The organism is Klebsiella huaxiensis (genome assembly GCF_003261575.2).
Taxonomy (GTDB): Bacteria; Pseudomonadota; Gammaproteobacteria; order Enterobacterales; family Enterobacteriaceae; genus Klebsiella; species Klebsiella huaxiensis.
The window spans coordinates 397797-409488 of record NZ_CP036175.1; the positions used below are offsets into that span (position 1 = coordinate 397797).

The 11692-nt window shown below is 54.3% G+C and carries 13 protein-coding genes; 3 read left to right on the forward strand and 10 right to left on the reverse strand.

The window, feature by feature from the left end:
- Window positions 1–3 precede the first annotated feature (3 nt).
- The 6 genes from DA718_RS01830 to DA718_RS01855 form a co-directional block, all read right to left on the reverse strand.
- Window positions 4–261 (reverse strand): phosphopantetheine-binding protein, encoded by a 258-nt coding sequence (locus DA718_RS01830; protein ID WP_024131035.1) that lies wholly within the window; start codon window positions 259–261, stop codon window positions 4–6.
- Entirely contained in the window at window positions 242–1057 is an 816-nt protein-coding gene (locus DA718_RS01835) for a lysophospholipid acyltransferase family protein (RefSeq protein WP_112214832.1), read from the reverse strand. The genes DA718_RS01830 and DA718_RS01835 overlap by 20 nt, the downstream gene beginning before the upstream one ends.
- Window positions 1054–1779, reverse strand: a complete 726-nt coding sequence (locus DA718_RS01840; RefSeq protein ID WP_112214831.1) for a beta-ketoacyl synthase chain length factor — start codon at window positions 1777–1779, stop codon at window positions 1054–1056. Before DA718_RS01840 ends, DA718_RS01835 begins: the two co-directional genes overlap by 4 nt.
- 76 nt (window positions 1780–1855) lie before the next feature.
- A complete protein-coding gene (locus DA718_RS01845) occupies window positions 1856–2917 on the reverse strand; it encodes a methyltransferase (protein WP_112214830.1) in 1062 nt (353 codons plus the stop codon).
- Between the two features lie 74 nt (window positions 2918–2991).
- Window positions 2992–3381, reverse strand: coding sequence for an LptM family lipoprotein (locus DA718_RS01850; protein ID WP_110274887.1), 390 nt, complete (start codon window positions 3379–3381; stop codon window positions 2992–2994).
- Window positions 3382–3790: 409 nt separating this feature from the next.
- Entirely contained in the window at window positions 3791–4840 is a 1050-nt protein-coding gene (locus DA718_RS01855) for an AI-2E family transporter (RefSeq protein WP_112214829.1), read from the reverse strand.
- A gap of 280 nt (window positions 4841–5120) precedes the next feature.
- Between DA718_RS01855 and DA718_RS01860 the strand changes: the two genes are divergently transcribed.
- Window positions 5121–6341, forward strand: coding sequence for an MFS transporter (locus tag DA718_RS01860; RefSeq protein ID WP_112214874.1), 1221 nt, complete (start codon window positions 5121–5123; stop codon window positions 6339–6341).
- On the opposite strand, the gene DA718_RS01865 is transcribed toward DA718_RS01860, so the two are convergent.
- Window positions 6342–6899, reverse strand: a complete 558-nt coding sequence (locus tag DA718_RS01865) for a DcrB family lipoprotein (protein WP_110274889.1) — start codon at window positions 6897–6899, stop codon at window positions 6342–6344.
- A 73-nt stretch (window positions 6900–6972) separates the two neighbouring features.
- Entirely contained in the window at window positions 6973–7638 is a 666-nt protein-coding gene (locus tag DA718_RS01870; protein WP_025106844.1) for a 7-cyano-7-deazaguanine/7-aminomethyl-7-deazaguanine transporter, read from the reverse strand.
- Window positions 7639–7929: 291 nt separating this feature from the next.
- Between DA718_RS01870 and tusA the strand changes: the two genes are divergently transcribed.
- Window positions 7930–8175, forward strand: a complete 246-nt coding sequence (gene tusA, locus DA718_RS01875; RefSeq protein WP_004106582.1) for a sulfurtransferase TusA — start codon at window positions 7930–7932, stop codon at window positions 8173–8175.
- Between the two features lie 103 nt (window positions 8176–8278).
- On the opposite strand, the gene zntA is transcribed toward tusA, so the two are convergent.
- Complete coding sequence (zntA, locus tag DA718_RS01880) at window positions 8279–10483, reverse strand: Zn(II)/Cd(II)/Pb(II) translocating P-type ATPase ZntA (RefSeq protein ID WP_112214827.1); 2205 nt, start codon at window positions 10481–10483, stop codon at window positions 8279–8281.
- A gap of 78 nt (window positions 10484–10561) precedes the next feature.
- Window positions 10562–11188 carry a lysoplasmalogenase gene (locus DA718_RS01885; protein ID WP_110274892.1) on the reverse strand — a complete coding sequence of 209 codons (627 nt, stop codon included), beginning with the start codon at window positions 11186–11188 and terminating at the stop codon, window positions 10562–10564.
- A 130-nt stretch (window positions 11189–11318) separates the two neighbouring features.
- Between DA718_RS01885 and DA718_RS01890 the strand changes: the two genes are divergently transcribed.
- Window positions 11319–11678 carry a DUF2500 domain-containing protein gene (locus tag DA718_RS01890; RefSeq protein WP_112214826.1) on the forward strand — a complete coding sequence of 120 codons (360 nt, stop codon included), beginning with the start codon at window positions 11319–11321 and terminating at the stop codon, window positions 11676–11678.
- The last annotated feature ends 14 nt before the right edge of the window (window positions 11679–11692 follow it).

Sequence of the window (11692 nt, forward strand, 5' to 3'; positions counted from 1 at the left end):
TCCTCAGGCACGTTGCGCGTGAATGAAAGATGCCAGCGTGGCGACGGAAAAGAAGTGTTGGCGCATCTCTTCGCTCTCAGCCGACAGCACCACGCCATACTGGTTTTTCACTGCCAGACCGAGCTCCAGAGCATCGATTGAGTCCAGACCCAGACCATCGCCAAACAGCGCTGCTTCAGTGTCGATATCGTCAGCGGACAGTTCGTCCAGGTTCAATGTGTTGATAATCAAATTTTTAATTTCAAGATAGAGCGCTTGCATCATTAATTCCTGTGCCAGGCGTAGTACCTGATTGTAATTGAAGCAAAAGATGCCGGTTCAACTGCCTTGCCGCCAGTGCCGGTTCTTGTACATTTGCGTTGTAAAATTGGTCGATTTGCACCCGCTCGCCAACCGTAATGGTAAAGATCGGTTTGGTTTGCGGTGCGTCATACCACTTGCTCTGTTTGCCCAGCATGTGCTCGCTGCAGCGGATAACCACTACGCGTAAATCGCTGCTACAGCGCACGGCGATATTAGCCGCGCCGCGTTGTAGCGTCATTTTTTCGCCGGGAAGCGTGCGCGTTCCCTCGGGAAAAATCAAAATAGTATCGCCTTGCTGTAAACGCTCACGACTGGCGGGCAGCAGGGCATCGGCTTGATCGTTAACCAGATAATCCGCGGCACGAATTACGCCGCTGAGGAAGGGATTTTTCAGCAGCGCGCTTTTCACCAGGCAGTCGGTTTCGGGCATGACGGACGCCAGCATGACGTAATCGATCAGGCTGGGGTGGTTGGCGACGACCAGGCAACCGTGCTCCTGGCGTAAAATATCGCCCCCTTCAATGTGGTAATCGAGTACGCCGACGGATTTTACTACGGTTAAAAAGAGTCGGAAACTTGCCGAAACGCTGCGCCGCGCGAGGCGGCGGCGGCGGGCCTTGTTGCGGACCGTCACCAGCAGCAGGTTGAACCAGACAAGAGAGAGCAGCAGCCCGCCAATCCCGAACAGCGCGAAACAAAGGCCGGCCATCGCCGCTCGCCAGAGACGGTTTAGCTGTGACAAGACGCCGTTCATGCGCGGCTCCATAGCCACTGAACGCGCTCGCCGGGGAGCGTAAAGGCGTTGGTGTGTTGTAAATAGTGGCGTAAAAACAGCAGGCTTTGCGGCAGGGCGGTCTCTTCGCTGGGCACGCTTTGGCGCTGAGTCTGACACTGCCATTCGCTGCCTGCTTCAATCACCCATGCCGTCGCATAGGGCCAGGTTGGCATATCAGATGGCAGCTGTGGGTGATAAAACTCGGGCAGAAAGCCATCGAAATCGACCATTAGTACGCGCTGATAGCCCGCCTGTAAAAGGCCCATCACTTCATATAAGCCCTGCTGGAAGGTATCCCGTCCGGCAGAAAGCGACGACGAGACTATCGGTTTTTTTGCGGCAATCGTCAGGTTACCCACCGCGGAGTTATGCACCGATAAGGCGAAATCGGTTGGCGAGAGCGCCTGCTCTGTTGCCAGCGCGTGGAGGATTCGGTAATTGCGCTCCAGCTCGCCGTGGCGGCTGGTGTACAGCACCGCGTCGATATGATGACGGCGCAGCATCGCCAGTCCGCATTCTACGGCCAGCTTGCTACCGGAACTGAGTCGGCGGGCGGTCATCATCGGCAGCTCGCTAAGCTTGGCTGGGGAGGCCGCTGGATCGATGGCGTGCAAATGCCGAGACCACTGAAGCCACTGTTCGCTACCATTGACCCCAGGAGCCATGGCTTGCCAATCAACTATGTTTAATGAAAATGTCATCCACTCGCGTCCGCGATCGATCAATGATTCTACTGGCGTTAATTTGAACGCCAAAACAGCGCTTAGCGCTGCTTTATTATTTTATTTTCTGGCATATCAATAAGGTATGCCCGACGCCTAAATTATCGTGGCGTTGTTCTATCTTGAATCCTGCCATTTCAAGATAGCGGTAAAACTTCTCTATGCTGTAGAAACGGCTATTTCCGTTGGCCATACAGGTAAAATAGAGCGAAGACGCATTCAGGCTAAATGAGGCCGCTTCAAATTTCTGCGCGTCCCAGAACAGTTCCAGAATGCATAATCTTGCACCTGGCTTCATCACGTGCGCCACATTACTGAGCATGGTGACAATTTGTTCTGGCGAAAAGCAGTCAAGAAATTGGCTCATCCACCAGATATCAGCCTCTCCCGGCAGGCGCTCGTCGCTCAGCATATCCACGGCATGAAAATCAATGCGATGAGACAGACCCGCATTTTCTATATTTTCGCGAGCCAGCGCAATTTGTTGTGGCAAGTCTAATAACGTTACCGCGATATTTTCATCATACTGGCAGCAGCGCAGCGCCCATTTTCCGGTATTTCCGCCTACATCGTACAGGGTTGCAGGCTGACTGGCGAATACATACGGCAGCGCGGCGTTGAAAGCGCCGTCAGAATAGTAATGATCGAATGCGAACCAGCTTTGACGCGCCGCCTGTGGGAGCTGCGATAATGCTGGATAAATGGTTGGCCAGTCGCCAAAAACTTTTAGCCCGGAAGGCCTTCCTTCCTGCAACGCATTTTCTAAAAAGAACAATCCCTGATAGCAAACGTCCTGAGTGAAATCCATATTTACTCGGGTCATTGCATCATGAAGTAAGAAATGCCCTACTTTAGCGAGATAATATTGCCCCTCTTTATGGGTAAGGATGCGTCCGCTTAATCCCATATCCAGCAATACGCTGACGGCATATTCATTGACGTCGCAATCCGTGCAAATAGCTTCAAGCGTTGCGCCGAGTTTTCCTTGCTTATCGAGATAATCCAGGATGCCTGAATTGCGTAGGCATAATGCGGTTTGAAAGAGCATGGGGGCAAAAGCAATACGTTGCGCTTCGGTAATGGCATCCAGTGCGCTGAGAGAGTCCTTTTTGTACACGTTCGGCACAACCTTTTACAGTATTAGTAGAGAGAGCGGGCCATGACTGGCCCGAGTGTACTTCAGGGACAGGATTACAGAGATGAATCCGCGGCCAGGTTAATCTGAATGTCTTTATCGAGGTTGTGCACCCAGCGGTTATAGTTTCTATGAATTTTTCCACCGGAAGCCATCAGGTTGAGGCTGCTATCGTAGTTAATGGAATAGCTGGTGGCAGAGTAGGTGATTTTTATTTCGGCAACATGGTCACGTGATTGCTGACGGGCTTTGATGACCCCAGGACCTGCGTCTGACATAATCCATTCGCGTTGCGCGCCAGCTTTGATAATTGCTTTTTTGACCTGGGCTTCGGTATGACCTGCGCTTACCGTGGTTTGGATTTGCTCAATAGGCGCCGTGCGTGCGCAGCCAGCCAGAGCACCAATAACCGCAATCGCGGCAGCCCAGCGAATAACCTTTTTCATGAATACTCCCTATCAATCTATTGTTCGAAGAAATGTTTTATACACCGTTTGAATATATCGATGCATAGATGCAATAAAGTCATCTGTATTATTCTATTTGATTAATACATTTATCTGTTTTTAAAGTGTGTATCAGCTAAATACTCTAATGTTATTAGATTTTTAGTATCGAATTAAAACCAGTTGCAAATATAAATGCAGGGGCGAAATTATAAATAAATTAACGCCTTCTATCAATGAATATAATCAATAGGGGATGATTTACTACTTTTTCTGGTGGTTTTTTTGATGAGTAGCAGGCGAATTGTCAAGAGTATCTGGTGTTTTAATACGGGGCTCTTAATGGACGCTGTTGGGGTTATCGTATATCAATACAAAATACGATAACCCGTTGTTGCTGTAAAAGTGGCTAGCCTGGCAGCCTGCTTTTGGGTCGTCCTGGCCCGAGCAAGAGGGCTAATTTGCTGCCGCCTTTAGTGGTTTCCATCCATATTTTGCATACGCTGGTTAACGGCACCGAAAGTAGCATACCCACCGGGCCAAGCAGCCATCCCCAAATTAGTAATGAGAGGAAAACCACCAGCGTAGACATCCCAAGACGGTGCCCCATCATGCGCGGTTCCAGAATATTGCCGATGATCATATGAACAACTAAAAAGAGTGCGCCAACCAGCAGGCATTCATAAAAACCGTTAAACAGCAGCGCCTGAATCATTGGCGGAACGGCGGAAATCACCGAGCCAATATTAGGTACATAGTTAAGCAGAAAAGCCAGCACTCCCCACATCAGTGCGAACTGAACCCCCATCAGCAATAAGCCTAACCAGACAATGACTCCGGTCCAAAGGCTGAGGAGCGTTTTCAGCGCCAGATAGTGCGAAACGCCTTTTAACGCCCGGTGCAGCCCGGCGATATGGATCTGCGGGTTATTGAGGGCGAAGCGGAGTTTATAAGGCACATGGCGGACTTCAAAAAGCATAAAGACCACGGACATGACCAGCAAAATGACGCTGGCCATAGCGCCTGAAAGCCCGGTCATCAGGGCGGTAGTGAACGTCATCAGCTTGTCAGAATCCATGCGCTGCAGCATACGTTCCGGGGACATATGAATATGTAAAAATGGCAGCGCCTCCTGCAGCCGCAGGACTTTCGCCGTCAGCTCTTTATTGTACTTCGGCAGCATCGCGACGAATTCGTTAACTGATGCGGCCAGCACGCCAATTAACGCGGTGAGAACAATCAGCATCACTAACACCACAATCGTAATCGCCACCGGGCGACGGACGCCGCGGCGAATAAACCAGCTCACCAGAGGATTAAGGACGATAGCGAAGAACAGCGCCAGTAATAGCTGTACGATGATATCCGCTGCGGCATGAATCCCGGCGAGGATAACCACCAGCGATGCCAGCTTGAGCAGGATATGCATGCCCGTTTTATCGGGCTGAGGGGTTGTCATTAACGGTTCCTTTCTTATGATTTTCATTAAGAGCCCACCCCATTAGGGCTATTTTACTTGTCATTTTGAACTTGGGCAGTGCTCAGAATCCTCACGTACTACGTGTACGCTCCGGTTCTTGCGCGCTGTCCGTGTTCAAACTGTCTGTGCCAATAACGCCTACTGGGATAGGCTCTAAGTGTAGCGGCTGGCTTGTTTCCGATATTCCTAATCTGGCTGCTGATTTAAAGCGTGCAGCATGGTAAAAATGAAACACTGTTGTAAAAAACTGGTGGAACCCATGCCTGAAGCCGCTGCCGAACCGGCACTCAATGGACTGCGTCTCAATCTGCGGATTGTCTCGGTGGTTATCTTTAATTTTGCCAGCTACATGACGATTGGGCTGCCGCTGGCGGTTTTGCCGGGTTATGTTCATGATGTAATGGGCTTTAGCGCCTTCTGGGCCGGGCTGGTGATTAGCCTTCAATACTTCGCTACGCTGCTTAGCCGTCCTCATGCCGGGCGCTATGCCGACCTGTTGGGGCCGAAAAAAATCGTCGTTTTTGGTCTGTGCGGCTGCTTTCTGAGCGGGTTGTGCTACCTGTTGGCGGCGTTCAGCGACGGCTGGCCCATTGTTAGCCTGTCGCTGCTGTGCCTTGGGCGCATTATTCTGGGAATCGGACAAAGCTTTGCAGGCACAGGTTCGACGCTATGGGGCGTCGGTGTTGTCGGCTCGCTGCATATCGGCAGAGTGATTTCGTGGAACGGTATCGTGACCTACGGCGCAATGGCGATGGGCGCACCGCTTGGCGTGCTTTGCTATTCCATTATCGGCCTGCACGGTCTGGCGTTCACTATTATGGCGGTGGCGCTGGTGGCGGTACTGTGCGCACTGCCGCGCGCAGCGGTGAAAGCGGGCAAGGGCAAAGCGATGTCGTTTCGCGCGGTGCTGGGGCGGGTCTGGCTCTACGGGATGGCGCTGGCCTTGGCTTCGGCCGGTTTTGGCGTTATCGCCACCTTTATCACCCTGTTTTATGACGCCAAAGGCTGGGATGGCGCGGCTTTCGCGTTAACGCTGTTTAGCTGCGCGTTTGTCGGCACTCGTCTGTTGTTCCCCAACGGAATCAACCGCCTTGGCGGGCTGAATGTGGCGATGATCTGCTTTGTGGTTGAGATTATTGGGCTGCTGCTGGTGGGACTGGCGGAGACGACGCTGATGGCGAAAATCGGGACTTTCCTGGCCGGGGCAGGTTTCTCATTGGTATTCCCGGCGCTTGGTGTGGTGGCGGTGAAGGCCGTGCCGCAGCAGAATCAGGGATCGGCGCTGGCAACCTATACGGTGTTTATGGATCTCTCATTGGGGATCACCGGTCCGCTTGCCGGATTATTGATGGCATGGGCGGGGATTTCTTCGATTTATCTGGCGGCGGCGGGGCTGGTGGCGGTAGCGTTGCTGTTGGGGTGGCGGTTAAAAAAACGGCCTCCGGTCGGTGAACCGGAGGCCGCAGCGTCAGGCCAGTAGTTACTGAATGACGAGGGTGTTGATGATGTTTTCCGCTTCGGTCTGCGCCTGCTGCTGGTTATCCGCCGGTAGCGTAACCTGCAGGGTCAGCAGTTTGTCGTCAACCTTGCCGAGGAGTACGGAAGACCATGCGGTCTGACCCTTAGCAGAGATAATGCTGTCCAGCTGCTGCAGAGTGTGGCCTTTAATCTCAACGGATTTATTGGTCACGACCTGCAGCTGCGGATCGCGACTGCGCTGCTGCTCTTCCAGACGTTGCGCCATCACGGCCAGGTCTTCATTGGTGCTGTCGCCAACAATCACAATCACCGCTTTCTGGCCGGTGGCATCAGAGTAGACGTGCATATTGTTGGCCTGAGTGCCCAGCTTGCCGCTCTGGTCGGTCATACCTGCCGGTAGAGAGAAGCTCAGTTTGCCATCCAGCAGACTAATAGGTTGCCCGCTGGCGTTACTTTCCGCAGCAGCCCCGGCAGTCGGCGTTTTTGTGTCGCTGTTATCACAGGCCGCAAGCCCCATAACCAGCAGGCCAATACCGACATATTTAACCAAATTGCGCATTGACATCTTCCTTTCGATAAACGGCCATTAACGGCTCATCCCCGTATCTTATCACATCACTCTGTGAGTACTCTTAACCTGGCTGCAATGCCGATAAATCGGATTTATCTGCCAGCTTTTTCAGCAGCATATTCAATAACATGCCGTACATTGGCAGGAAGAAAACGATGCTAATCAGTACTTTGAAACAGTAATCGACGATGGCGATTTCTCCCCAGTGCGCCGCCATAAACGGGTCCGGGCTGCGCCAGAAGGCGATAAAGAAGAAGGCCAGGGTATCGCTGACGTTACCAAAGAGGGTCGATGCCGTTGGCGCCAGCCACCAGCGACGGTTTTGACGCAGGCGGTTAAAGACGTGGACGTCGAGGATTTGCCCCAGCGCGTAGGCCATAAAGCTGGCGGCGGCGATGCGAGCGACAAACAGGTTAAAGCTGGTTAAGGCGGCAAAACCCTGCCATTCACCCATATAGAACAGCGCAGAAACGCCATAGGAGATCACCAGCGCCGGGATCATGACCGCGAGGATAATGCGTCGCGCCAGCGGAGCGCCGAAAATCCGCACCGTAAGATCGGTGGCAAGGAAAATAAACGGAAAGCTGAACGCGCCCCAGGTGGTATGAAAACCAAAGATGGAGATCGGTAGCTGCACCAGATAGTTACTGGAAGTGATGACCAGCAGATGGAAAAGCGATAGCCAGATCAGCGCTTTTTTACGCTGTACGGTAGTAAACGGACTCATATTGTGACCTTTTTATGCCCGTCATACTTCAAGCTGCAGATGCGTTAACTTTCCTCGCTCATCCCAGTCACTTACTTAGGTAAGCTCCAGGGAATTCACTGCGTCGTCGCCTTTCTGCAACTCGAATTATTTAGGGCCAGAGAGTTGGGGTGAGGGAACCCAATAAAAACGGCTGCATGATACTGCGTTGGGTGCGTAATGCAATGGTTGTTTTTCGCGCAAACGTTAACCTGGCTTGCGTACTGATGAACTGGGGGTAAACTAGGGGCGTTTTGTTGATATGAGATGAAAATGAGCGAACTTTTCTCCAGCCCTGACCATACTCTTGATGCGCAGGGGCTTCGTTGCCCGGAACCGGTGATGATGGTGCGTAAGACCGTGCGTACGATGCCGGTGGGCGAGACGCTGCTGATTGTCGCCGACGATCCGGCAACCACCCGCGATATCCCCGGTTTTTGCCGCTTTATGGAACACGAGCTGCTGGCGCAGGAAACCGAGGCGCTGCCGTACCGTTATCTGATTCGTAAAAGCCACTGATCTGCTTCATGTTTCCCCGGAGGCGGTGCTGCGCACCTGTCCGGGCTACAAAAACCAGCCAGTAGCCCGGGCAAGGCGCTCTGCGCCGCCCCCGGGGTGGATACTACTTCTTACGCAACAACCGCAACGCGTTGGCGGTGACCAGCACCGTCGCTCCGGTATCCGCCAACACCGCCAGCCACAGGCCGGTCAGGCCGAGCAGGGTGGTGACGAGGAAGATCCCCTTCAGACCCAGCGCGATGGCGATGTTCTGCCGAATATTGGCGTGGGTGGCGCGGGCCAGCGAAATCATCTGCGCCAGCCCGGTTAAGCGGTTATGGGTTAACGCTGCGTCGGCGGTCTCCAGGGCGACGTCGGTGCCGCTACCCATAGCGATACCAATGGTCGCTGCTTTCATTGCCGGAGCATCGTTGATCCCGTCGCCGACCATCGCCAGCGGCGCTTGTGCATTAAGCGCCATCACCGCCTGCACTTTATCCGCGGGCAGCAGCCCGGCGCGGAACTCCAGCCCTAATTGACTGGCGATGGCCGCCGCCGCGCGCGGGTTATCACCGGTCAGTATGATTCCCTGAATGCCTAACTGATGGAGTTCATCCACCGCCTGACGGGCATCGTCGCGCAACGTATCGCGCAGCGCCAGAATCCCCAGCAATACCTCATCGCGCATCACCAGCACCACCGTTTGCCCGGCGCTTTCCAGTTGCTGAATACGTTCCTCATACTGCGGGTTGCTATTTTTGCTGGCGGCGCAAATCAGCACCTGACGACCGTTGACTTGAGCCTCAATGCCGGAACCGGCCAACGCGCGCTGGGCGTGCGCTGCTGGAATGACGAGCTGGCGTTGTTCTGCCTCACGCACGACGGCCTGGGCTAACGGGTGGCTGGAACCTTGTTCCACGGAAGCTGCCAGCGCCAGCAGATCGTTTTCGGCGATGTCCGCAGTGGCGATAACGGCGGTCACGCGCGGCTGGCCAATAGTCAGGGTACCTGTTTTATCGAATGCCACCTGGCGTACGCGGCCTAATTGCTCCAGTGCCGCGCCGCCCTTAATCAGCGCGCCGCGACGCGCCGCTACCGCCAGCCCGGAGGTAATCGCCGCCGGGGTGGAGATGACCAGCGCGCAAGGGCAGCCAATCAGCAGCAGCGTTAAGCCTTTATAGATCCACGGCAGCCAGGCACCGGCAAACAGCAGCGGTGGCACAATGGCGACCAGCAGGGCGACGACCATAATCGCTGGAGTATAAATACGGCTAAAGCGATCGATAAAACGCTCAATCGGCGCGCGGCGCTCCTCCGCTTCTTCAATGAGCTTAAGAATACGGTCGATGGCGCTATCGCCCGGCTCTGAGATAACCGTTAGCTGGACCAGACGATCGACGCTGGTTGCGCCCGCCGCCACCCGTTCACCGACATTACGTTCTACCGGTACGGACTCACCGGTTAAGGCGCTCTCATCAAAGCTGGCGAAAGGAGACAGCAACTGACCATCAGCAGGCAGACGGCCCCCAGCGGCGACTTCAATAATGTCGCCGGGGCGCAGATCGCGCTGGGCGACGGTTTCACGGACGCCATCGCGAACGCGGATTGCCGTGTCGGGTTTCAGCGCCATCAATGCGCTAACCCCCTGACGCGCGCGACTGGCGGCCCAGCCTTCAAGACGTTCGCCAATCAAGAACAGCAGCAGCACCATTGCCGCTTCGGCGGTCGCACCGATAAACAGCGCGCCGATGGCCGCGACGCTCATCAGGGTTTCAATGGCGAACCAGCTTCCGCTTTTGATCAGGCGAAGGGCTTGACGGGCGACGGGCCACAGGCCAACAAGAGTGGTGGCTACGAATGCCATTTCGCCAAAGGGATGGTTGAACTGCTCGAGTCCCCAGCTTAGCGCCATCATCACCACCAGAGTGATAAGCGGCAGATTTTCGCGCAGCCACGAAGTCTGTTCCTCTTGCTGCGGAGCGCTTTCATCACGCAGTTTGTATCCTGCGGCGCGAACGGCGCTTTCGACCTGCGGGCGGACATCGCCATCAGCGTTAACCAGCAGTTTTTCGGTGGCAAACAGCACCTGAACCTGGCTGACACCCGGCACCTGGCGAACGGCGGTTTCGACCTTGCGAGCGCAGGCTGCGCAATCCATACCTTCGACCAGCCAGCTATAGCGTGCGTGATTCAACGCTTCGTTTTCAGCGGCGGTTTCGGTGCTGCAGGCGTGGTCCGAGCAGCAGCTTTCCGACGGCTGTTCGGCTGGGGTAAATTTTAATGATGAGAAGTGTGGGACTTTTTTATCCTGCGATTCTGGAGCCGACATAGGACCCTCCGGGTAATGATAATTTTCTCATTACCCGAATGATACACTCTGGAGTCGACTCCAGAGTCAAGCGCTTAATTACAAATAAAGTGCGCGGACGATCAGGAAGTGCCCGGCGAAGTAAAACGCGGAGGAGATGGCGTTATCGGCACGGAAACGACGGCGATAATGGCTGATAAGCCAGACGGCGTTACCCAGCAACAGGAATGCCGCACCAACGAAACCGGACAGCGCGGTATCGGTCGGGCGGGCGAACCACAGCTCACCGGCCAGCCAGACCATCACCAGCGTCATGCCGATAAAGGTAAACACCGGCATTCGCATCTCTTCCAGTCGGGTCCAGATAATCGCCAATAGCAGAGCGCCAAGGATCAGCAATATTAGCGGCAGTGGCCAGAAGAACGACAGCGTTAGCTGACTGGCAAACCAAATGGTGTAGAGCAGATGCGAGAGAAAGAAAGCTCCCACGGCGTACATTACCCGCTGGCGAGGCAACAATGTGAGCGCATCACCAACCAGCGAGGCGCAAAGACCGGCCAGCACCAGATAGCTGATGGCGTTGAACATCGGCGCTTGCCAGGCCAGTAACAGAAGCAGGATCAATGTGACGGGCTTAAACACCCAACGACGCCAGGCGGGTCCACGATAAGATGCATCGACGTAAAGCCATGCGGAGAAACAGACAGCAATAAATGACCAAAGCATAGTAAGTCCCTGTATCTGTTATCATTAAGTAAGTGATTGTACTTACGGTACTGAATCTCAGTGTAGTGGTTTGCTGAGGAAGATGACAATGTAATACTCTTATTCCTGATAATTCCTGGGGGCAAGGTGAATGAGTAAAGTTCCGCTTTTTTTTATGGTTGCCGTTGCCATCATTGTGGTTGCCGCGTCGTATCGTTATGTGCAGCAGCGTCGGGAAAAGATGGAGAACGATGCCGCTCCGCTGTTACAAAAGCGGGTGGTGGTGAGCAGCAAGCGGGAGAAGGTGCTTAACGATCGTCGCTCACGCCAGCAGACGGTGACGCCTGCTGGCAGCGAGATGCGTTATGAGGCCAGCTTCAGGCCGGAAGCTGGCGGGCTGGAAGTGGTTTTTCGCCTGCAGGCACCGCAATATCATGCGCTGAGCGTCGGCGATAAAGGCACGCTGAGCTACAAGGGCTCGCAGTTTATGGCGTTTACGCCGGACCCCTGAGCTATATTTGATGA

Coding starts and splice junctions, on each gene's coding strand:
- DA718_RS01835 (WP_112214832.1), bottom strand. CDS start 1,057: ATGAACGGCGTCTTGTCACAGCTAAACCGTCTCTGGCGAGCGGCGATG.
- DA718_RS01885 (WP_110274892.1), bottom strand. CDS start 11,188: ATGCTTTGGTCATTTATTGCTGTCTGTTTCTCCGCATGGCTTTACGTC.
- DA718_RS01870 (WP_025106844.1), bottom strand. CDS start 7,638: ATGAGTCCGTTTACTACCGTACAGCGTAAAAAAGCGCTGATCTGGCTA.
- DA718_RS01850 (WP_110274887.1), bottom strand. CDS start 3,381: ATGAAAAAGGTTATTCGCTGGGCTGCCGCGATTGCGGTTATTGGTGCT.
- DA718_RS01830 (WP_024131035.1), bottom strand. CDS start 261: ATGCAAGCGCTCTATCTTGAAATTAAAAATTTGATTATCAACACATTG.
- DA718_RS01890 (WP_112214826.1), top strand. CDS start 11,319: ATGAGTAAAGTTCCGCTTTTTTTTATGGTTGCCGTTGCCATCATTGTG.
- DA718_RS01865 (WP_110274889.1), bottom strand. CDS start 6,899: ATGCGCAATTTGGTTAAATATGTCGGTATTGGCCTGCTGGTTATGGGG.
- DA718_RS01860 (WP_112214874.1), top strand. CDS start 5,121: ATGCCTGAAGCCGCTGCCGAACCGGCACTCAATGGACTGCGTCTCAAT.
- tusA (WP_004106582.1), top strand. CDS start 7,930: ATGAGCGAACTTTTCTCCAGCCCTGACCATACTCTTGATGCGCAGGGG.
- DA718_RS01855 (WP_112214829.1), bottom strand. CDS start 4,840: ATGACAACCCCTCAGCCCGATAAAACGGGCATGCATATCCTGCTCAAG.
- zntA (WP_112214827.1), bottom strand. CDS start 10,483: ATGTCGGCTCCAGAATCGCAGGATAAAAAAGTCCCACACTTCTCATCA.
- DA718_RS01840 (WP_112214831.1), bottom strand. CDS start 1,779: ATGACATTTTCATTAAACATAGTTGATTGGCAAGCCATGGCTCCTGGG.